Below are 22091 nucleotides of genomic sequence, written 5' to 3'. Positions count from 1 at the left end.
CATGCGACACATTATTTCCTTGCTTCTGGAAAACGAACCGGGCGCTCTGTCTCGTGTAGTCGGCCTGTTCTCGCAGCGCAACTACAACATCGAAAGTCTGACCGTGGCACCCACCGAAGACCCGACTCTGTCGCGTCTGACGCTGACCACCGTTGGCCACGATGAAGTCATCGAGCAGATCACCAAGAACTTGAACAAGCTGATTGAAGTGGTCAAATTGGTCGACCTGTCGGAGAGTGCTCACATTGAGCGCGAACTGATGCTGGTCAAGGTCAAGGCCACCGGCGCCCAGCGTGCCGAGATCAAGCGCACTACCGATATTTACCGTGGGCAGATCGTCGATGTCAGCGCCAGCGTGTATACCGTTCAACTGACCGGTACCAGCGACAAGCTCGACAGCTTCATTCAGTCCATTGGCACTGCGTCGATTCTGGAAACCGTCCGTAGCGGCGTAACCGGTATTGCCCGCGGCGACAAAGTACTCAGCATCTAAACCAAATTAGCGAATGGCCTGAACGGCCTGGATATATAGGGGAATTTCATGAAAGTTTATTACGAAAAAGACTGCGACCTGTCCATCATCCAGGGCAAGAAAGTTGCCATCATCGGTTACGGTTCCCAGGGCCACGCTCAAGCGTGCAACCTGAAAGATTCCGGCGTTGACGTGACTGTTGGTCTGCGTAAAGGTTCGGCCACTGTTGCCAAAGCCGAAGCTCATGGCCTGAAAGTGACTGACGTTGCTTCCGCTGTTGCAGCTGCCGACCTGGTCATGATCCTGACTCCGGACGAGTTCCAGTCTGCCCTGTACAAAAACGAAATCGAGCCGAACATCAAGAAAGGCGCCACCCTGGCCTTCTCCCACGGCTTCGCGATTCACTACAACCAGGTTGTTCCGCGCGCTGACCTCGACGTGATCATGATCGCGCCGAAAGCACCGGGCCACACCGTGCGTTCCGAGTTCGTCAAAGGCGGCGGCATCCCTGACCTGATCGCTATCTATCAGGATGCTTCCGGCAACGCCAAGAACGTTGCGCTGTCCTACGCTGCTGGTGTTGGTGGCGGTCGTACCGGCATCATCGAAACCACCTTCAAGGACGAGACTGAAACCGACCTGTTCGGCGAACAAGCCGTTCTGTGCGGCGGTACTGTTGAGCTGGTTAAAGCCGGTTTCGAAACCCTGGTTGAAGCTGGCTACGCGCCGGAAATGGCCTACTTCGAGTGCCTGCACGAACTGAAACTGATCGTTGACCTCATGTACGAAGGCGGTATCGCCAACATGAACTACTCGATCTCCAACAACGCTGAATACGGCGAGTACGTGACCGGTCCGGAAGTGATCAACGCCGAGTCCCGTCAGGCCATGCGCAACGCCCTGAAACGTATTCAGGACGGCGAATACGCCAAGATGTTCATCAGCGAAGGCGCAACCGGCTATCCTTCGATGACCGCCAAGCGTCGTAACAACGCCGCTCACGGTATCGAGATCATCGGCGAGCAACTGCGCTCCATGATGCCGTGGATCGGTGCCAACAAGATCGTCGACAAAGCCAAAAACTAAGTCACGCCCTTGTACGGAAAACGCGGCCTAGGCCGCGTTTTTTCGTTTGGATCGCCGCTTCTGGTATAAAGCTGCATCGTTTGTGGCCGAACCGTCGTCCCAGACACCTGTCGAAAACTTTCCATCCTGTTGCAAGGTAATGTCCATGAGCGAACGCCCCGAAGAGCCAAACCAGGCTTCTGACGCCGAAAGCCTGCTGCCCATCGATGAGCACATCGAAGAAGGGCATGACGCTGAGGGTCGCAAAGTCCGGCATCGTGGTATCTATCTTCTGCCGAATCTGTTCACCACTGCGAACCTGTTCGCAGGGTTTTATTCCATCATCAACTCGATGAGTGCCCAGGCCGCATTGAGTGCCGGTGATTCGGTCAATGCGAGCAAGTACTTTGCTTTCGCCGCGATCGCGATTTTCGTCGCGATGGTGCTCGACGGTCTCGATGGCCGCGTGGCGCGCATGACCAATACCCAGAGCGCTTTTGGTGCCGAGTACGACTCGCTGTCGGACATGGTCGCCTTTGGTGTTGCGCCGGCATTGCTGGCGTTTGGCTGGGCCTTGGGTGATATGGGCAAGGTCGGCTGGATGGTTGCCTTCATTTATGTGGCGGGTGCGGCGTTGCGTCTGGCGCGCTTCAACACTCAGGTTGGCACCGCGGACAAGCGCTACTTCATCGGCCTGGCCAGTCCGGCGGCGGCGGGTGTGGTTGCCGGGATTGTCTGGGCGTTCAGCGACTACGGCATTCAGGGATCGAAGATGTCCTTCCTGGTTGCGCTGATGGTTGCGGCTGCCGGCATGCTGATGGTCAGCAACATCAAGTACAACAGCTTCAAGGAACTGGACTTGAAAGGGCGCGTACCTTTTGTGGCGATCCTTGCGGTGGTGCTGGTGTTTGCTGTGGTCTTCAGCGATCCGCCTCGCATTCTGTTGCTGGTTTTCCTCGCTTACGCGGCCTCCGGCCCGGTGCAATACCTGTTGCGCCTTCGTCGGCACAAAAACGCCGAGTGATGTAATTTCCCCCATACTCCGCAGTCTATTGGTGCATCTGTTCTCCAAAGCTGCGGAGTTGCCATGTTGATCAAAGTACCCAAAGCGTCTGACTGCCATGAGTCGGACGTCACGCCTGAATCCTTCTATCTATCTCGTCGTAATGTTCTCGGTGCCGCCGTTGCAGGTTTGGCTTTCAGTAGCTTGCCGCGCTGGGCGAGTGCCGAGGAGGCTTCGCGCTATGCGGATGTCGATCCTGGCAAGGCGCCTTCCTGGTTTGCCGAAAAGCTTCCTTCTACTAAATGGGGTGCGGTCGCCGTCAAGGACGAAGCGATTACGCCCTTCAAAGATGCAACCCACTACAACAACTTCTATGAGTTCGGTACTGATAAAGGCGACCCTGCTGCCAATGCGGGGGCGTTAAAGACTGAGCCGTGGAGCGTGGTGGTGGATGGAGAGGTGGGCAGGCCGGGGCGGTATGCGCTGGAAGACTTCATGAAGCCTTACCAGTTAGAGGAGCGGATCTATCGTCTTCGCTGTGTTGAAGCGTGGTCGATGGTCATTCCGTGGATCGGGTTCCCCATCTCGGCCTTGCTCAAGCAAGTCGAGCCGACCTCAAAGGCGAAGTACATTCGTTTCGAAACCCTGGAAAATCCCAAGAGTATGCCGGGGCAGCGGTCAGGCTTTGCCTTGATTGACTGGCCATATGTAGAAGGGCTGCGTCTGGATGAAGCGATGAACCCGCTGGCGATTCTTGCGGTAGGCATGTACGGGCGTGAACTGCCTAATCAGAATGGAGCGCCGCTACGCCTGGTGGTGCCCTGGAAGTACGGCTTCAAGAGCATCAAATCCATTGTGCGTATCAGCCTGGTCAGCGAGCAGCCGAAAACGACATGGCAGAGCATTGCTGCGGATGAGTATGGTTTTTACGCAAATGTGAATCCCACGGTTGATCACCCGCGCTGGACTCAAGCGCGGGAGCGTCGTTTGCCCAGTGGTCTGTTCAAGCCGAATGTGCGGGACACGCAGATGTTCAACGGCTACGCGGATGAAGTCGCCTCTCTATATACAGGGCTCGATTTGCGGAAGAACTACTGATGCGTTTTCCGGTTTGGCGTATTGGCGTCTTCATTGCGGCAGCGGTGTGGCCGCTACTCTGGTTGTATCAGGCGTGGGCGGATGTGCTGGGGCCTGATCCGGGCAAGGTGCTGGTTGACCGGTTGGGGTTGGGTACGCTTGTTCTGCTACTCATTACCCTCAGCTTGACGCTCCTGCAAAAACTCACCGGGTGGGCGGGGTGGATTGCGGTGCGAAGACAGATCGGTTTGTGGTGCTTCGCGTATGTGGTTTTGCATTTAAGCGGCTATACGGCGTTCATCCTTGGGTTTGACTGGTCGCAACTGGTTGTTGAGTTGCGCAAACGGCCGTACATTATTGTCGGTACATTGGGATTCTTGTGTTTGTTGGCGTTGGCGGTGACCTCCAATCGCTACAGTCAGCGGCGTTTGGGCGTTCGCTGGAAGAAGCTGCATCGCCTGGTCTATGTGATTCTCGGGCTTGGGTTGCTGCATATGTTGTGGATCGTTCGTGCCGACCTGAAGGAGTGGGTGGTGTATGCCTCTATAGGGGTGTTGCTATTAGTGCTGCGTATACCGGTAGTTACCCGTCGAATCCCGCGTTTAGTGGCTAAAAAGGCACCGTCTGTACGAAAGGCGTAATTAAAGGTTGACGGCAGATTCTGGGTGTCTATAATTCGCCCCACTTCCGGCGCAGTCGAAACGGAAAACTCCTTGGTAAACAACGAGTTACGCAGTTTTCGACAGTGAGCGGCTTCAGTTCATCGAAGCCCGAAAGGAGTTGAAAAAGAGGTGTTGACAGCAGCGTGTAACGCTGTAGAATTCGCCTCCCGCTGACGAGAGATCGAAAGCGCAAGTGGTTGAAGTTACAAAGGAAACTTTGAAAACTTCTGAAAATAACCGCTTGACAGCAACAGAGGCTGCTGTAGAATGCGCGCCTCGGTTGAGACGAAAGATCTTAACCAACCGCTCTTTAACAACTGAATCAAGCAATTCGTGTGGGTGCTTGTGGAGTCAGACTGATAGTCAACAAGATTATCAGCATCACAAGTTACTCCGCGAGAAATCAAAGATGTAACCAACGATTGCTGAGCCAAGTTTAGGGTTTCTTAAAAACCCAAAGATGTTTGAACTGAAGAGTTTGATCATGGCTCAGATTGAACGCTGGCGGCAGGCCTAACACATGCAAGTCGAGCGGTAGAGAGGTGCTTGCACCTCTTGAGAGCGGCGGACGGGTGAGTAATGCCTAGGAATCTGCCTGGTAGTGGGGATAACGCTCGGAAACGGACGCTAATACCGCATACGTCCTACGGGAGAAAGCAGGGGACCTTCGGGCCTTGCGCTATCAGATGAGCCTAGGTCGGATTAGCTAGTTGGTGAGGTAATGGCTCACCAAGGCGACGATCCGTAACTGGTCTGAGAGGATGATCAGTCACACTGGAACTGAGACACGGTCCAGACTCCTACGGGAGGCAGCAGTGGGGAATATTGGACAATGGGCGAAAGCCTGATCCAGCCATGCCGCGTGTGTGAAGAAGGTCTTCGGATTGTAAAGCACTTTAAGTTGGGAGGAAGGGCAGTAACCTAATACGTTGCGGTCTTGACGTTACCGACAGAATAAGCACCGGCTAACTCTGTGCCAGCAGCCGCGGTAATACAGAGGGTGCAAGCGTTAATCGGAATTACTGGGCGTAAAGCGCGCGTAGGTGGTTTGTTAAGTTGGATGTGAAATCCCCGGGCTCAACCTGGGAACTGCATTCAAAACTGACAAGCTAGAGTATGGTAGAGGGTGGTGGAATTTCCTGTGTAGCGGTGAAATGCGTAGATATAGGAAGGAACACCAGTGGCGAAGGCGACCACCTGGACTGATACTGACACTGAGGTGCGAAAGCGTGGGGAGCAAACAGGATTAGATACCCTGGTAGTCCACGCCGTAAACGATGTCAACTAGCCGTTGGGAGCCTTGAGCTCTTAGTGGCGCAGCTAACGCATTAAGTTGACCGCCTGGGGAGTACGGCCGCAAGGTTAAAACTCAAATGAATTGACGGGGGCCCGCACAAGCGGTGGAGCATGTGGTTTAATTCGAAGCAACGCGAAGAACCTTACCAGGCCTTGACATCCAATGAACTTTCCAGAGATGGATTGGTGCCTTCGGGAACATTGAGACAGGTGCTGCATGGCTGTCGTCAGCTCGTGTCGTGAGATGTTGGGTTAAGTCCCGTAACGAGCGCAACCCTTGTCCTTAGTTACCAGCACGTAATGGTGGGCACTCTAAGGAGACTGCCGGTGACAAACCGGAGGAAGGTGGGGATGACGTCAAGTCATCATGGCCCTTACGGCCTGGGCTACACACGTGCTACAATGGTCGGTACAGAGGGTTGCCAAGCCGCGAGGTGGAGCTAATCCCATAAAACCGATCGTAGTCCGGATCGCAGTCTGCAACTCGACTGCGTGAAGTCGGAATCGCTAGTAATCGCGAATCAGAATGTCGCGGTGAATACGTTCCCGGGCCTTGTACACACCGCCCGTCACACCATGGGAGTGGGTTGCACCAGAAGTAGCTAGTCTAACCTTCGGGAGGACGGTTACCACGGTGTGATTCATGACTGGGGTGAAGTCGTAACAAGGTAGCCGTAGGGGAACCTGCGGCTGGATCACCTCCTTAATCGACGACATCAGCTGCTCCATAAGTTCCCACACGAATTGCTTGATTCATTGAAGAAGACGAAAGAAGCAGCCCGAAATTGGGTCTGTAGCTCAGTTGGTTAGAGCGCACCCCTGATAAGGGTGAGGTCGGCAGTTCGAATCTGCCCAGACCCACCAATTTTGTGTGGGAAACGCCTGTAGAAATACGGGGCCATAGCTCAGCTGGGAGAGCGCCTGCCTTGCACGCAGGAGGTCAACGGTTCGATCCCGTTTGGCTCCACCACTACTGCTTCTGTCGGTATAAAGCTTAGAAATGAGCATTCCATCGGATGATGGTGAATGTTGATTTCTAGTCTTTGACTAGTTCGTTCTTTAAAAATTTGGGTATGTGATAGAAAGATAGACTGAACGTTACTTTCACTGGTAACGGCTCAGGCTAAGGTAAAATTTGTGAGTTGCTCTTTATGAGCAAGAATCGAATTTTCGGCGAATGTCGTCTTCACAGTATAACCAGATTGCTTGGGGTTATATGGTCAAGTGAAGAAGCGCATACGGTGGATGCCTTGGCAGTCAGAGGCGATGAAAGACGTGGTAGCCTGCGAAAAGCTTCGGGGAGTCGGCAAACAGACTTTGATCCGGAGATGTCTGAATGGGGAACCCAGCCATCATAAGATGGTTATCTTAAGCTGAATACATAGGCTTAAGAGGCGAACCAGGGGAACTGAAACATCTAAGTACCCTGAGGAAAAGAAATCAACCGAGATTCCCTTAGTAGTGGCGAGCGAACGGGGACTAGCCCTTAAGTGGCTTTGAGATTAGCGGAACGCTCTGGAAAGTGCGGCCATAGTGGGTGATAGCCCTGTACGCGAAAATCTCTTGGTCATGAAATCGAGTAGGACGGAGCACGAGAAACTTTGTCTGAATATGGGGGGACCATCCTCCAAGGCTAAATACTACTGACTGACCGATAGTGAACTAGTACCGTGAGGGAAAGGCGAAAAGAACCCCGGAGAGGGGAGTGAAATAGATCCTGAAACCGTATGCGTACAAGCAGTGGGAGCCCACTTTGTTGGGTGACTGCGTACCTTTTGTATAATGGGTCAGCGACTTATTTTCAGTGGCGAGCTTAACCGAATAGGGGAGGCGTAGCGAAAGCGAGTCTTAATAGGGCGTCTAGTCGCTGGGAATAGACCCGAAACCGGGCGATCTATCCATGGGCAGGTTGAAGGTTGGGTAACACTAACTGGAGGACCGAACCGACTACCGTTGAAAAGTTAGCGGATGACCTGTGGATCGGAGTGAAAGGCTAATCAAGCTCGGAGATAGCTGGTTCTCCTCGAAAGCTATTTAGGTAGCGCCTCATGTATCACTGTAGGGGTAGAGCACTGTTTCGGCTAGGGGGTCATCCCACTTACCAAACCGATGCAAACTCCGAATACCTACAAGTGCCGAGCATGGGAGACACACGGCGGGTGCTAACGTCCGTCGTGAAAAGGGAAACAACCCAGACCGTCAGCTAAGGTCCCAAAGTTATGGTTAAGTGGGAAACGATGTGGGAAGGCTTAGACAGCTAGGAGGTTGGCTTAGAAGCAGCCACCCTTTAAAGAAAGCGTAATAGCTCACTAGTCGAGTCGGCCTGCGCGGAAGATGTAACGGGGCTCAAACCATACACCGAAGCTACGGGTATCACTTAGGTGATGCGGTAGAGGAGCGTTCTGTAAGCCTGTGAAGGTGAGTTGAGAAGCTTGCTGGAGGTATCAGAAGTGCGAATGCTGACATGAGTAACGACAATGGGTGTGAAAAACACCCACGCCGAAAGACCAAGGTTTCCTGCGCAACGTTAATCGACGCAGGGTTAGTCGGTCCCTAAGGCGAGGCTGAAAAGCGTAGTCGATGGAAAACAGGTTAATATTCCTGTACTTCTGGTTATTGCGATGGAGGGACGGAGAAGGCTAGGCCAGCTTGGCGTTGGTTGTCCAAGTTTAAGGTGGTAGGCTGGAATCTTAGGTAAATCCGGGATTCTAAGGCCGAGAGCTGATGACGAGTTACCCTTTGGGTGACGAAGTGGTTGATGCCATGCTTCCAAGAAAAGCTTCTAAGCTTCAGGTAACCAGGAACCGTACCCCAAACCGACACAGGTGGTTGGGTAGAGAATACCAAGGCGCTTGAGAGAACTCGGGTGAAGGAACTAGGCAAAATGGCACCGTAACTTCGGGAGAAGGTGCGCCGGTGAGGGTGAAGCATTTACTGCGTAAGCCCATGCCGGTCGAAGATACCAGGCCGCTGCGACTGTTTATTAAAAACACAGCACTCTGCAAACACGAAAGTGGACGTATAGGGTGTGACGCCTGCCCGGTGCCGGAAGGTTAATTGATGGGGTTAGCTAACGCGAAGCTCTTGATCGAAGCCCCGGTAAACGGCGGCCGTAACTATAACGGTCCTAAGGTAGCGAAATTCCTTGTCGGGTAAGTTCCGACCTGCACGAATGGCGTAACGATGGCGGCGCTGTCTCCACCCGAGACTCAGTGAAATTGAAATCGCTGTGAAGATGCAGTGTATCCGCGGCTAGACGGAAAGACCCCGTGAACCTTTACTATAGCTTTGCACTGGACTTTGAATTTGCTTGTGTAGGATAGGTGGGAGGCTTTGAAGCGTGGACGCCAGTTCGCGTGGAGCCAACCTTGAAATACCACCCTGGCAACTTTGAGGTTCTAACTCAGGTCCGTTATCCGGATCGAGGACAGTGTATGGTGGGTAGTTTGACTGGGGCGGTCTCCTCCTAAAGAGTAACGGAGGAGTACGAAGGTGCGCTCAGACCGGTCGGAAATCGGTCGTAGAGTATAAAGGCAAAAGCGCGCTTGACTGCGAGACAGACACGTCGAGCAGGTACGAAAGTAGGTCTTAGTGATCCGGTGGTTCTGTATGGAAGGGCCATCGCTCAACGGATAAAAGGTACTCCGGGGATAACAGGCTGATACCGCCCAAGAGTTCATATCGACGGCGGTGTTTGGCACCTCGATGTCGGCTCATCACATCCTGGGGCTGAAGCCGGTCCCAAGGGTATGGCTGTTCGCCATTTAAAGTGGTACGCGAGCTGGGTTTAGAACGTCGTGAGACAGTTCGGTCCCTATCTGCCGTGGACGTTTGAGATTTGAGAGGGGCTGCTCCTAGTACGAGAGGACCGGAGTGGACGAACCTCTGGTGTTCCGGTTGTCACGCCAGTGGCATTGCCGGGTAGCTATGTTCGGAATAGATAACCGCTGAAAGCATCTAAGCGGGAAACTAGCCTCAAGATGAGATCTCACTGGGACCTTGAGTCCCCTGAAGGGCCGTCGAAGACTACGACGTTGATAGGTTGGGTGTGTAAGCGCTGTGAGGCGTTGAGCTAACCAATACTAATTGCCCGTGAGGCTTGACCATATAACACCCAAGCAATTTGCGAACTCGAAAGAGGCCAGATTGCGGTGTGTGAAGACGAAAGAACCGAAAGTTCGAAACGAAACACACAAATCTATTACATACCCATTCGCTGGAGCGTTATGCACATAACGACCTGGCTACCGAATTTCTTGACGACCATAGAGCATTGGAACCACCTGATCCCATCCCGAACTCAGCAGTGAAACGATGCATCGCCGATGGTAGTGTGGGGTTTCCCCATGTGAGAGTAGGTCATCGTCAAGATTAAATTCCGAAACCCCTATCTGCGTACGCAGGTAGGGGTTTTGTTTTGTCCGCAGGAAAGTACACCTCTGTTTAACGCACAAATTGGCGCAGTTATTTTCGACTCATACCTCTAGAATAGGCCCAACTTTCTCGGAGCCAGAGCCTTTATGCCAGATTCGGTTGACGCCCCAAGGCTGTCAGAATTACCGCTGGACGATTTGGTCGCATGTCATGAGTGCGACTTGCTGATGCGAAAACCCGAACTCGCCCATGGCGAGAAAGCGCTGTGCCCGCGCTGCGGTTATGAGCTCTACGCCCATCGGCACAACGTCGTGCAACGCAGTCTCGCCTTGGTCATTGCCGCGTTATTGTTGTATGTGCCGGCGAACTTTTTGCCCATCATGGAGCTCAATCTACTCGGGCAATCGTCTAAGGACACCGTCTGGAGCGGCGTTGTCGCTTTGTTCGATACTGGAATGCAAAGCGTTGCGGTGATTGTGTTCCTGTGCAGTATGGGTATCCCTTTGCTCAAACTGCTCTGCCAATTGGCAGTCTTGTTGAGTATTCGCTTTGATATTGGACGCAGCTACGGCTTGCTGCTCTATCGCATTTATCACCATTTACGAGACTGGGGCATGCTTGAGGTTTACCTCATGGGCGTACTGGTCGCGTTCGTAAAACTGGCAGATATGGCAGCCATTAGCGTAGGTCTTGGTCTGGTGTGCTTTATCAGTTTGCTGTTGGTTCAGGTCGGGTTGGAGGTTGTGATGTCGCCTCATCAGATCTGGCAGGCTTTATCAGGAGAGGATGCCCATGCGGGCGATTGATGCAGGCATTCTGATTTGTGCGGAGTGCCATGAGTTGAACAAGCAGGAAGCTGACACCGACGAGCAAGTCTGCACCCGTTGTGGTGCGCTGGTGCATGCCCGTCGCCCGAACAGCCTGGTGCGCACCTGGGCGCTGCTGATTACCGCTGCGATTCTCTACATTCCGGCCAACATGCTGCCGATCATGACCATCAATTCACTCGGCAAGGGCGCCCCCAGCACCATCATGTCCGGCGTGATTGACCTGGTTCATTACGGCATGTTTCCCATCGCGGCAGTTGTGTTCATTGCCAGTATTCTAGTGCCGACGTTCAAACTGGTGGGCATCGGGTTGCTGCTGTTTTCGATACAGCGCCGCCAGCCACTCTCGGCTCGCCAACGTATCTGGATGTACCGCTTTATCGAGTTCATCGGCCGCTGGTCGATGCTGGATATCTTTGTGATCGCCATCCTGGTGGCGGTCGTGAATTTCGGACGGCTTGCCAGCATTGAAGCCAATCTTGGCGCCATCGCCTTCGCCAGTGTGGTGATTTTGACGATGCTTGCCGCAGTTTCTTTCGATCCCCGACTGATTTGGGATAACACGGAGTCGGACGACGACCATGACTGATTTGCCTACAGCAAAAACCCGACCGGCCTCGAACTGGTCAGCTATTTGGATTCTGCCCCTGATTGCTTTGATCATCGGCGGCTGGCTCGGCTGGCGTGCTTATAACGAGACAGGCATCCAGGTTCAGATACGTTTTGAAAGCGGCGAAGGCATCCAGGCCAACAAGACCGAAGTGGTCTACAAAGGCATGTCCGTCGGTAAAGTGAAAGCCCTAAAACTCGATGACGAAGGCGCTTCCAAAGGCGTGATCGCGACTGTCGAGATGAATAAGGATGTCGAGCAATACCTCAAGACCAGCACTCGCTTCTGGCTGGTCAAACCGAGCGTGACCCTGGCCGGTATCACCGGTCTGGAGACGCTGGTCTCGGGTAACTACGTGGCCATCAGCCCCGGTGAAGGAGAGCCCACTCGCAAATTCAAGGCGCTGGCCGAAGAACCGCCATTATCTGACGCCAAGCCGGGTTTGCACCTGACCATCAAGGCTGATCGCCTCGGTTCTCTGAACCGTGGCAGCCCTGTGTTCTACAAGCAGATCAAGGTCGGCGAGATCAAAAGCTACGTGCTCTCGGAAGACCAGAGTACCGTCGAGCTCAAAGTTTTCATTGAACCCACCTACGCCAATCTGGTGCGCAAACACACGCGTTTCTGGAATGCCAGTGGCATCAGCATCGACGCCAACCTGTCCGGTGTGAAAATTCGCAGCGAGTCACTTGCGAGCATCGTCGCCGGTGGTATCGCGTTCGCCACTCCGGAGAACCGAAAGGACAGTCCACCCACCGATCCGAGCCTGCCGTTCCGTCTCTACGAAGACTTTGACGCTGCGGCAGCCGGCATTCGGGTCAAGGTCAAACTCACCGATTTCGAAGGCTTGCAGGCTGGCCGCACGCCGGTAATGTACAAAGGCATTCAGGTCGGCAATCTGAAAGCGCTGAAGATCGATCCGGACCTATCCGGTGCCACCGCTGAATTGACCCTCGATCCATTGGCCGAGGATTACCTGGTTACCGGCACTCAGTTCTGGGTGGTCAAACCGTCGATCTCCCTCGCGGGCATCACCGGTCTGGAAGCGTTGGTCAAAGGTAACTACATCGCGGTGCGCCCTGGCGATAAAGGTTCAGCGCCGCAACGCGAATTCGTCGCACGGCCCAAGGCGCCGCCGCTGGATTTGCGTTCGCCGGGCCTGCACCTGGTGTTGTTCACCGAGAACCTGGGATCACTGGAAGTCGGCAGCCCGATTCTCTACAAACAGGTCAAAGTCGGTTCGGTGCAGAGCTATCAATTCTCCAAGAAAACGAAGCGACTGGTAATCGGTGTCCACATCGAGAAGGAATACGAAGGGTTGGTTAACGCCTCGACGCGATTCTGGAATGCCAGCGGCATCACGCTCACGGGCGGACTGACGGACGGAATCCAGGTCAAAAGTGAATCGCTGCAAAGCCTGATGGCCGGCGGCATCGCCTTTGAGACGCCTGAAGCCAAGGCTCCGCTGCAAAAGAAGATTCCGCGTTTCCGTCTGTTCGCCAACCATGACGAGGCCAATCAGAAAGGTACCGTGGTCACCATTAAGGTTGAGCGCGCCGATGGCTTGCGTAACGGCACGCCTGTGAGATTCAAAGGCCTGGATGTCGGCAAGATTGAAGACGTTGACCTCACGGATGATCTGCAATCGGTGATGCTCACCGCACGGATCACCGTAGTGCCAGAGCGCATCGCCCGGGTAGGCAGTCAGTTCTGGGTGGTGAAACCTGAGTTGGGTCTGATCAAGTCCTCCAACCTCGAAACCTTGGTCACCGGCCAATACATTGAAGTGCAGCCCGCACCGAAAAATCTTGGGCCACAAACGAACTTCGTCGTCTTGGCCAATCCACCCGATTCGGCCAAGCAGGAAGCCGGTTTGAGTCTCGTCCTGAGTGCCGCTCGCCGTGGTTCGCTGAAAACCGGTGTGCCGGTGACGTACCGCGAAATTACCGTCGGCAAGGTCACTGGCTATGAACTCGGACAGACGGCGGATCGTGTGTTGGTACACATTCTGATTGAGCCGAAATACGCGCCGCTGGTGCGCAGTGGTACGCGTTTCTGGAACAGCAGCGGTTTTGGTCTCGACTACGGCTTGTTCAAAGGCGCAACGGTGCGCACTGAATCGCTGGAGACGCTGATTCAGGGCGGAATCGCCTTTGCTACGCCGGACGGTGATCGCATGGGTAGTCCGGCGCGGGCTGAGCAAACCTTCCCGCTGTTCGACAAGTTCGAGGATGAATGGCTGACCTGGGCGCCGAAGATCGCAATCGGCAAGTAGTTTATCGGTGCCGGTAATGCCGCCTTCGCGGGCAAGCCCGCTCCTACATTAAATCCGGTGCATACCGAACCATTGTGGGAGTGAGCCTGCTAGCGATGAGAGCCTCAAACTCACCGAAAAGCTGCCACAAAAAAGGCCGCGATCCATTGGATCCCGGCCTTTTTCGTATCTGACGGTTTAACTCAGACTACATCCAGTTCCGGCTCATCCGCTTGCACTACAACGTTCGCCTTCACCTCATCATGACGACGAATGTACTTCCAGTCCGCCTCATCGATGTAGATCCCGTTCGGCCCGCTTCCGCCTTCCAGGTCAATCGCAACACTGGCGCAAACCTGCGGCTTCACACTCGCCAGGATCGGTACGAAGCCCAGTTGCAAACTGGTTTCAAGCAGCGCTGCCTGGTTCTTTTCGTCGATGTCCGCCGCTTCGTCGAGGTAGTACGGCAGGCGCACGCGACCGGCCTGGTCGCGGTCCATCAAGTGCAGCAACAAGTACATGTTGGTCAGCGCCTTGATGGTCATCGTGGTGCCGTTGGAGGCGGCGCCATCGATGTCGGTGTGGATCACCGGCTGACCGTTGACCTTGGTGATTTCGAACGCGAGTTCGAACAAGTCCTTCAGACCGAGCTGGTTATGGTTTGCCGCCACCAGCCGCGCCAGGTACTCCTTGGCTTCCTCGTTCTTGTTGTCCTGATCGGCGCTTTGGCTGAGGTCGAACACGGAGAGGGTTTCGCCTTCTTCGTATTGGCCGGCGCTGTGGATGATCTGGTCGATGTGCTTGAGCGCTTCCTTGTTCGGCGCGAGCACGATGCGGAAGCTTTGCAGGTTGGACACCTGACGCTTGTTGATCTCGCGGTTGAACAGCGCCAGTTGATGCTCAAGGCTGTCGTAGTCACTGCGGATGTTGCGCAGGGTCCGGGCGATGTCGGTGACCGCTGCACGGCGTGCCTTGCCCAGCGTCAGGGCTTCGTCGGTGCGGTGCGCGTACGCGTTGATCAGCAGTTGCAGACGACGTTCCATATCGTCTTCGCTGTCGAACTTGGCCACACCCTTGAGGCGGACCTGCGCATACAGTGCTTCGATCTGACCATCACTGCGAAGCAAACCTTGCCAGCTGTCCTGATAGTCGTTGAGCAACGGCAACAGGTTGTCCATGGAATCATCGATCGGGTCCATGAACGGCGTGCCGAACGGCAAGTCTGCGGGCAACAGCTGACGGCGGCGCAGGGCGTCGTCGAGGGTGCGTTGCTTGGCTTCCATGTCGCCAATCTGACGGCCGACCAGTTGCAGCTTGGCCGACAGTTGCTGGACGCGTTCGGTGAAGGCATCGCTGGAACGCTTCAATTCGTCCTGCGCCGCTTCCATTTGCGCCAGTTGCTCAAGCTTGTCGCCTTCCTCGGCGCTCAGGGTTTGCGCGCGGCGGAAATCTTCCAGGGCTTTCTGCGCATCCAGCACTTGCTGGTACAGCGCTTCGGTCTGGGTCTTGCTCGCCGCGCGGTCGGCGGCGACGGCCTGTTGGGTCTTGAGTTGCTTGAGTTCTTTGTCCAAACGTTCTTTCTGATCGCGCAACGCGGCACGGTCAGCCAGGGCTTGCAGCGCTGGCGGTTCGATGTGCGAGATGTCGATGGACAGGCCCGGCACTTCGAAGCGCTCGCCTTTGAAACCGTCGAGGATCAGCTCCATGGATTTGACCCACTGACCGTCCTCGTCCAGCGTGATGCCGTGCTCACCCAGCGGCAGGCTGAACAAAGCGCTGTTGAACAGGCGCATCAAACGCTCGACGTCCTGCTGCGAGAACTCTTCACGCAGACGGGCGTAGCTGTTGTTGTCAGCATGATCGAGCTGCTGCTTGACCGACTTGAGGCGTTTTTCCAGATCGCGCAGACGTTCTTCCAGATCTTCGGCAGAGAACTGCCGCGACTGCGCCAGCGCACCAGCCAGCTCATCGTGCGCGTCCTTGGCTGCAAGCAATTGCTGCTCCAGCACTTTGACGTCATCGACCAGCGCGAAGCGATGCTTGAGCACCGACAACTCGCCGAGCCAGCGCTGGATACCGGTGATTTCCCGTTCCAGGCGCATCAGCTCTTGCGTGCCACCACGCTGATCGTTTTGCAGTGTGTCTTGCTCGTTGCGGTAATGCTCGGCCTGAATCGTCAGCTCTTCCTTGCGCGCACTGGCATAGTCCGACCAGGTGCCGAGCAGGGAATCGAGCAGCGGCGAGATCCTGTGCAGTTTGCCGCGCAGGATATTGCGCTGGGCCACGCCGGCGGCCAGTGCTTCAACCAGCGGGCCAGCCGTGACCAGCGAGTTGTAATCCTGCTCCATGCGACGAACATCGCGGAACGCTTCTTCGCACGCGGCGATGTAGTCGACGCTGCCGGAGCGCAGGCTGTGCTCGAACGCATCAAGGAACAGTTGCTTGAGCTTGGCCGCAGTGATTTCGCGCATGTGCAACAGGTTGATGAACAGCGCGCGGAATGTCTTCAGGCTCTGCTCGCTGGTGGAGCGCAGCGGGATCAATGTCAGGTCCAACGGAATCGAGGTGTGACCGCCGACCAGCAAACGACGCAGCTCATCAGGCTTCAACTCATAGGCTTTGAGGCCTTCGCGCTCAAGGTTGGTGAACAGTTCTTTCTGGCGCAGGCAGGTGTCGTTTTTCTGATAGTGCGCCAGATCCAGTTTGCCGGCATAGGCAAAGAACTGGTGACCGAAACCACCGCCTGGCCCGCGACCGACCACGCCGATCACGTGCGGGCCGTGTGGCAGCGACACTTCAACCAGGATGTAACTGGTGTCCGAGGCGAAATAGAAACGCCGGGATTGTTCCAGGCTGTACTTGCCGAAACTCATGTCCGACATGCGCGCCAGAATCGGGAACTGCAAGGCGTTGATCGAGGCGGATTTACCGAGGTTGTTCGCGCCGTACACCGATAGCGGCTCTTCCAGCGGAAACAGGCCGAGGCTGTAACCGGCGGTGTTCAAAAGGGCAAAGCGGCGAATGCCGTAGCGTTCCTTGCTCATGCGTCGATCTCCTGTTCTTCGGCGATGGCGCGGGCCATGGCGTCTTCTTCGCTTTCTTCTTCGAAGTCAGTCAAATCCAGCGGATCATCGGTTTCCAACAGCTTTTCGTCGCTATCGTCATCGATCAGCACCGGGACCGGTAATGGCAGCACGCTGTGCAGGCTGGCCGCCAGATCGCGGTCCTGCTGAACCGACAGGCAGACATCGAGGAAGCGATGCATCGGCGGCAGGAAACGGTAGATGCCGTTTTCTTCGCCGGCGAACCCGAGTTGGGTCATGCGGCGCATGATCTTTTCTTCGAGCTCTTCGACAGTCTGCACTTCCGCCTGGATGAACAGGTCGCGGTACTTTTCCAGCAAGGAAGGCAATTCATCGCGCCCGAGGCTGCCACCGTCGAGCACGGCGACCGGGTCACGGCCCTGATCCGCCAGATGTTCGACAAGGATGAAGGTGAACAGCGCCAGACGCTGGGCAGTCTTGTTCACCGCTGCAGCGGCCAGATCCGGCACGAAGTAGTAGAACCCCCGGGTGTCGCACACCAGTTCAAAGCCCAAGGCCTTGAACAGCGTGCGGTACTGGTCCTGAAAGTTCGACAGTTGCGCGTACAGCTCAGGGTCGCGGCGGCTGACGTGGTAGCCCTTGAACAGCTCGCGAAAAATCGGCGCCAGCTGGGACAGCTCGGAAAGATCAAGATGCATGCGAAGTACTTGCATAGAGGGTGCTCGCAGAATCCTCGGCGGCGCAGTCGCCGGCCGAGAGCAGGGCGAAGGAGCGCAGGCTGACCTGGTGCTCATGAGTGTGGTAATCGCGGCGTTCCAGACGCTCACGTTTGAAGCGTTTCTCCCGCGACAGGCGCGAGAACCAGTACAGCAATTCGTCAGTAGCGCCGTCCGGCTCCTGCTCCAGCAGCCAGGTCATCAGGTCCGGCATCGGCAGGGCGTCTTCGCAGCGTTCGAGCATTTCGCGAACGGTACGTGGCGCGCGCGGTGCTTCGCCTTTCTGAGTCTTGTGGGCCTTGGGGAAGCGCGCCGGTTTCGGTTCGAAACGGGCCAGCGCATACACATAGGCTTCGACCTGACTGGCGCTGCCGAGGAACGTGCTTTGCGGGCGGGTGAACATAGGCATGGCGGCTTGCGGCACTGCATCAATGCCTTTACGACGGATGGCCGACAAGGCCAGCGCCGCGCCACGGGTCACTGCGTTGTGGCGACGGGCTTCCTCACGCAGCGGCAACAGCAGTTCACGGGCATGACGCAGGGTCAATTGGGCGCTGGTTTGCATTTCGAGGATGCGCGCGTGGGTGCGCAGCAGCATATCGTCGTCGACCAAGTGACCGAGGCGCTGCTGTTCGGTGAGCATCTTCAGCAGGACATTTTCGACTTTGCGCACGCCTTGTTCGAAGGCGCCATCGGCGTTTACCAATTGAATCATCGGCTCGACGTATTCGTCCCAGGTCGCCAACACTTCGGCGTAACGCTGACGCAACGGAATCTGCCGGTCGCTGGTCTTGGCACGTTCGGCGACGGCCACCAGCGCCTGTTCGTCGTTGGCGAGCTTCTTCAATACGTCGCGTACGCGCATATCGAGCAAGCGCAATTGACGCGCCAGGTCATGGCCGTCGCGAACGTCGAAGGCGTCCTGAATGTAACCGGCCAGACGTTCGAGGTGACGCAAATAGGCTTCGATCTCCAGGCACAGGCCCAGACGGTGCTCACGGCGCAGGTAGGCGAGGAAGTCGTGGATCTGCGCATTGAGCTCGAAACGGTTCGGGCTTTTCGCCACCGGAACCAGAATATCGAGGCGGATCCACACGTCCAGCAGGCTGGTGATGTCCTGCGGCGTACTGTCGAGTTGCTGGGCGGCCAGTTGCGTGCGCAGTTCGTTGAGGCTCAGGGTGCCTTGGTCGAAGTGCTCGCACAGTGGCTCCAGAAGTGCCCAGTGTTCAGCGAGGGCGCGCAAGACGCGCTTGGGTTCGATCATCGGAATGGCCGGCTGGTTGGCGATTAAAAGCCGCGATTGTACTGCATCGGGGCCGATGCGATTCACTCTCGGGACAGGCTGTCGCCATTTTTCATAGGTGGAAAGACTATCGGTGAAGTCTATCGATCAACAGCGCGGGCGATCTTGAGCGAACGGCGGTAGAATCAGCGCACTTTTAGTTATCCACAAGTGGCCGACCTTTGCTTATCGAGTCCCGTCGCCGCGCTTATTTGACCGCCATGCAGGTGGTCAACTGGCTGCCGCGCACCGAATTGCCCTTTGCTGCGCCTTCGCGCCCCGAGCTGCTGGAGCTGCCCGAGCCGTTGGTCGTCGCCCCGGTAATACTGGCTCCGGTGCCTGACGCGCCGGTGGAACCGGTAGTCAAACCGGCTGAACGGGTAAAGATCGAGGTGCCGCGCCCTTCATTGGCCAGTACGCGCACCAACGCCAAGGTCGAAGAAGAGGCGGCGCCGGTCGTCGCCAAGGCTGTACAAGTGCCGCCACCGCGCTTCGCCCTGCAATTGCTGCGCGCCGGTCGCTGCCTGCTGCTGGTGGAGTTACCCACAGGCGAAACGTTCCAGACCCGCGACCCGGCCTATCTGCTGCTCAAAGACATGCTGCGCGCCGCCGGTCTGCCGGACAGCCCGCAGATTGTCGGCGAACCGGTACGCTGGCCGCTCCTGGCTCGCGGCACCATGGACCAAGGCCCGGAAGCGGCTCGCGACTTCGTACAGGGTTTTCTCTCGGCGCGCATTGAAGATGCTCCATGCGTTTGCGTGTGGCTGATCGGTCTGCCGGCGGTGCGGTTTGCCGGTGAGGCCAATGCCGAATCATTCAACCGTGAACTCCAGGTCGAAGGCCTGGGCTCGGTCTGGGCCCTGCCGGGTCTGGAATTATTAATGGAAGAGCCACAGCGTAAGGCTGATGTCTGGCAAGCCATGCGTCGGCTGATGGCGCGCTGGAAAGAATCAAATGAGTGATGCAGTATCGTTCCGCGTAATGACCGAGGCGGACCTGGAAGCAGTACTGAAAATTGAATACGCGGCATACAGCCATCCCTGGACCCGCGGGATTTTTCTCGATGGGTTGGGCAAATACCAGATCTGGCTGATGTTCGAAGGTCAGCAGCAGGTCGGTCATGGCGTGGTGCAGATCATTCTGGATGAGGCGCATCTGCTCAATATCACCGTGAAGCCGGAGAATCAGGGCCGTGGCCTGGGTTTGACGTTGCTGGAGCACTTGATGTCGATTGCCTACAAGGCTGAGGCGCGGGAGTGTTTTCTGGAAGTTCGCGACAGTAACCGCTCGGCATTTCGTTTGTATGAGCGGTACGGGTTTAACGAGATTGGCCGGCGTCGGGATTATTATCCGGCGGTGGGTGGGCGCGAAGATGCGGTTGTCATGGCCTGCACTTTGGTGGACTGACCCTCTTTAAAAACTTCGTCGGAACGCCGCCCGGAGCCAGCTCACTCCCACATTGATCTGTGTCGGTCACAGAATTTGTGAACTAATCAGATCCACTGTGGGAGCGAGCCTGCTCGCGAAGGCGGCTTAACAGGCGCTGAAGAAGATCAACGATTCCCATCCATCGGATCCCGATTCGCCATCTCCGCCTCATCCAGCCCATTCCCCCCGCCAATGTCATCTTCATCGACAATGCTCAAATCCCAATCCGCCTGATCGCCTTCACCGGCTTCATGAGCATCCCGCGCGCCATCCTCAAGGATTAGCGTTTCCGGGCTCATGTCATCATCGGTAGGCTCATGATCATCGGTCGAGGCGCCCGTCATGCCCCCTTCACGCAGGCGTTCAATGGGCATCAGCCGCGCGCGGTCGGTTACCAGCAGTTCGTCACCGATTTTGCCACCGGGTTCTTCCTCGTCGAAGTCCAGCTCATGCACCGAGCCTATGCGGTCTTCGTTGTCGTCGATCGGCTCTGGTTGCGCCGCATCGAACGGACGTCGTGATTCAGTCATGGCAATTCCTCATACTGTGGGTCTTACTAGGGTGGACCCACTGAACTCCCGAGAATTCCACCGGCCATACTTGCATCAAGCGCGTGACCCCGACGGGTGGTTGTCTGTCAAACCAGCGCATCATTCTTGAGGCTTTACAGCATGAACGAATTACAAGATCTGATTGATAACAACGAACGCTGGGCTGAAGCGATCAAACAGGAAGATCCGGACTTCTTCTCCAAGCTGGCCCGCCAACAGACGCCGGAATATTTGTGGATTGGCTGCTCCGACGCCCGTGTGCCGGCCAACGAGATCGTCGGCATGCTGCCCGGCGACCTGTTCGTGCACCGCAACGTGGCCAACGTGGTGCTGCACACCGACCTCAACTGCCTGTCGGTGATTCAGTACGCCGTGGACGTGCTCAAGGTCAAACACATCCTGGTCACCGGTCACTACGGCTGTGGCGGTGTGCGCGCCTCGATGCAGGATCGCCAACTGGGCCTGATCGACGGCTGGCTGCGCTCGATTCGCGACCTTTATTATGAAAAACGCGAAGAACTGGCCAAGTTGCCGACCGAAGAAGAGCGAGTCGACCGTCTCTGCGAGCTGAACGTGATTCAGCAAGTGGCGAACGTCGGGCATACCAGCATTGTGCAAAACGCCTGGCATCGAGGGCAGAAACTGTCGATCCACGGCTGCATTTACGGCATCAAGGACGGCCGCTGGAAAAGCCTGAACGCGACCATCAGCGGGTTCGAGCAACTGCCACCGCAATACCGTCTGCGTCCGGTCGAGAAGTTGTAAAGGTCCTCAACAAAGACTACGCCGACGCCAGTGTTGATAAAACAACTGGCCGTCGGCGTTCGGCGGTTCATCGTAACCGGTGATCCAGCCTCGGCACTCCGGCGACCCACACAGGCAGGCGAACTGGCGCAGCAGTTTGTCTTCGGTTGCGGCGAAGTCCATCGTCAGGCTGTCGCCTTTCTTGATGTCCTTCAGCGCCCACAACCACAGTTCGCTCATGTCAAAAAACACGTTGGGGTCGCAGGAATGCCGCAGCAGGCTGCTGAAGTGCGGGTCATAGAGGTGAATGTCGGTCGCCATTTGTCGCGTGTGTTGATTGCGATAAGGCAGCACGTGCCCCGACACCCGGCAGATTCGGCTGATCCGTGGAAACTCGCACAATGCTGTGACGGCCACCGCCGAGCCATCGGCGGTGCAGATGATTTTGAAGTCGGCCCGTGATGGAAATCCAAGACTGCGCGGCAGCTCTGGAAACGGGTAAATGCCATCCGGCGGAGGCGAAGACGTTGGGTACAGCGGATGAGGTTTCATAACGATCCTTGTCGGCAATGCGTTGCGACTTCCAACACTGACAATCCTGTCAGCCCTGCAACACAGGGGCATGCCTCACGATCTCGCATATGAAACGACGAGTCTACTGTCAGAACTGACAGTGGGGGGGAGTG

General features: G+C 56.1%; 16 protein-coding genes, 2 tRNA genes and 3 rRNA genes. 16 read left to right on the top strand and 5 right to left on the bottom strand.

The window, feature by feature from the left end:
- The first annotated feature begins 1 nt into the window (after position 1).
- The 13 genes from ilvN (at position 2) to ACWGZX_RS09645 (ending at position 13661) form a co-directional block, all read left to right on the top strand.
- The gene (gene ilvN, locus ACWGZX_RS09705) at positions 2-493 is read left to right on the top strand and encodes an acetolactate synthase small subunit (RefSeq protein ID WP_003176102.1); all 492 of its coding nucleotides are present in this window, start codon (positions 2-4) and stop codon (positions 491-493) included.
- A 48-nt stretch (positions 494-541) separates the two neighbouring features.
- A complete protein-coding gene (gene ilvC / locus ACWGZX_RS09700; RefSeq protein WP_007948647.1) occupies positions 542-1558 on the top strand; it encodes a ketol-acid reductoisomerase in 1017 nt (338 codons plus the stop codon).
- 145 nt (positions 1559-1703) lie between these two features.
- The gene (gene pssA / locus ACWGZX_RS09695) at positions 1704-2561 is read left to right on the top strand and encodes a CDP-diacylglycerol--serine O-phosphatidyltransferase (RefSeq protein ID WP_007948646.1); all 858 of its coding nucleotides are present in this window, start codon (positions 1704-1706) and stop codon (positions 2559-2561) included.
- Positions 2562-2624: 63 nt separating this feature from the next.
- A complete protein-coding gene (gene msrP, locus ACWGZX_RS09690; RefSeq protein WP_452628161.1) occupies positions 2625-3638 on the top strand; it encodes a protein-methionine-sulfoxide reductase catalytic subunit MsrP in 1014 nt (337 codons plus the stop codon).
- Positions 3638-4258 (top strand): protein-methionine-sulfoxide reductase heme-binding subunit MsrQ, encoded by a 621-nt coding sequence (gene msrQ, locus ACWGZX_RS09685; protein WP_452628160.1) that lies wholly within the window; start codon positions 3638-3640, stop codon positions 4256-4258. Before msrP ends, msrQ begins: the two co-directional genes overlap by 1 nt.
- Before the next feature lie 487 nt (positions 4259-4745).
- Positions 4746-6281 (top strand): 16S ribosomal RNA (locus tag ACWGZX_RS09680).
- Positions 6282-6362: 81 nt separating this feature from the next.
- A tRNA-Ile gene (locus ACWGZX_RS09675) sits at positions 6363-6439 on the top strand.
- Positions 6440-6469: 30 nt separating this feature from the next.
- Positions 6470-6545 (top strand) — tRNA-Ala (locus ACWGZX_RS09670).
- Positions 6546-6793: 248 nt separating this feature from the next.
- Positions 6794-9682: ribosomal RNA gene (locus ACWGZX_RS09665) — 23S ribosomal RNA — on the top strand.
- Between the two features lie 148 nt (positions 9683-9830).
- Positions 9831-9946 (top strand): 5S ribosomal RNA (gene rrf / locus ACWGZX_RS09660).
- Together the 16S, 23S and 5S rRNA genes with 2 tRNA genes alongside form the textbook arrangement of a ribosomal RNA operon.
- Before the next feature lie 149 nt (positions 9947-10095).
- Positions 10096-10755 (top strand): paraquat-inducible protein A, encoded by a 660-nt coding sequence (locus ACWGZX_RS09655; RefSeq protein WP_223519816.1) that lies wholly within the window; start codon positions 10096-10098, stop codon positions 10753-10755.
- The gene (locus ACWGZX_RS09650) at positions 10742-11365 is read left to right on the top strand and encodes a paraquat-inducible protein A (RefSeq protein WP_223519818.1); all 624 of its coding nucleotides are present in this window, start codon (positions 10742-10744) and stop codon (positions 11363-11365) included. Before ACWGZX_RS09655 ends, ACWGZX_RS09650 begins: the two co-directional genes overlap by 14 nt.
- Entirely contained in the window at positions 11358-13661 is a 2304-nt protein-coding gene (locus ACWGZX_RS09645; RefSeq protein WP_452628159.1) for a PqiB family protein, read from the top strand. Before ACWGZX_RS09650 ends, ACWGZX_RS09645 begins: the two co-directional genes overlap by 8 nt.
- A 182-nt stretch (positions 13662-13843) precedes the next feature.
- On the opposite strand, the gene mksF is transcribed toward ACWGZX_RS09645, so the two are convergent.
- From mksF to mksB, 3 genes are read right to left on the bottom strand one after another with little or no spacing between them, the layout of a single operon-like run.
- Positions 13844-16684: an Mks condensin complex protein MksF gene (mksF, locus tag ACWGZX_RS09640; RefSeq protein WP_452628158.1), complete on the bottom strand. Its 2841-nt coding sequence runs from the start codon at positions 16682-16684 to the stop codon at positions 13844-13846.
- Positions 16681-17382, bottom strand: a complete 702-nt coding sequence (gene mksE / locus ACWGZX_RS09635) for an Mks condensin complex protein MksE (RefSeq protein ID WP_452628157.1) — start codon at positions 17380-17382, stop codon at positions 16681-16683. The genes mksF and mksE overlap by 4 nt, the downstream gene beginning before the upstream one ends.
- Positions 17372-18664, bottom strand: coding sequence for an Mks condensin complex protein MksB (gene mksB, locus ACWGZX_RS09630; RefSeq protein ID WP_452628156.1), 1293 nt, complete (start codon positions 18662-18664; stop codon positions 17372-17374). Before mksB ends, mksE begins: the two co-directional genes overlap by 11 nt.
- A 239-nt stretch (positions 18665-18903) precedes the next feature.
- Here mksB and ACWGZX_RS09625 point away from each other — a divergent pair, with 239 nt between their 5' ends.
- Both ACWGZX_RS09625 and rimI read left to right on the top strand, forming a co-directional pair.
- Positions 18904-19644, top strand: coding sequence for an energy transducer TonB (locus ACWGZX_RS09625; RefSeq protein WP_452628995.1), 741 nt, complete (start codon positions 18904-18906; stop codon positions 19642-19644).
- Entirely contained in the window at positions 19637-20089 is a 453-nt protein-coding gene (gene rimI / locus ACWGZX_RS09620) for a ribosomal protein S18-alanine N-acetyltransferase (RefSeq protein ID WP_223519827.1), read from the top strand. The genes ACWGZX_RS09625 and rimI overlap by 8 nt, the downstream gene beginning before the upstream one ends.
- A gap of 146 nt (positions 20090-20235) precedes the next feature.
- On the opposite strand, the gene ACWGZX_RS09615 is transcribed toward rimI, so the two are convergent.
- The gene (locus ACWGZX_RS09615; protein WP_452628155.1) at positions 20236-20640 is read right to left on the bottom strand and encodes a serine kinase/phosphatase; all 405 of its coding nucleotides are present in this window, start codon (positions 20638-20640) and stop codon (positions 20236-20238) included.
- A 141-nt stretch (positions 20641-20781) separates the two neighbouring features.
- On the opposite strand from ACWGZX_RS09615, the gene can reads away from it, so the two are divergent.
- Positions 20782-21426, top strand: a complete 645-nt coding sequence (gene can / locus ACWGZX_RS09610; RefSeq protein WP_223519831.1) for a carbonate dehydratase — start codon at positions 20782-20784, stop codon at positions 21424-21426.
- A gap of 6 nt (positions 21427-21432) precedes the next feature.
- Here the strand turns inward: can and ACWGZX_RS09605 are convergent, their stop codons facing one another.
- Positions 21433-21957 carry an SET domain-containing protein-lysine N-methyltransferase gene (locus ACWGZX_RS09605; protein WP_452628154.1) on the bottom strand — a complete coding sequence of 175 codons (525 nt, stop codon included), beginning with the start codon at positions 21955-21957 and terminating at the stop codon, positions 21433-21435.
- Positions 21958-22091: the final 134 nt, after the last annotated feature.

The organism is Pseudomonas sp. CLCA07 (assembly GCF_053615335.1).
This window is presented reverse-complemented; position numbering and strand designations above follow the sequence as displayed.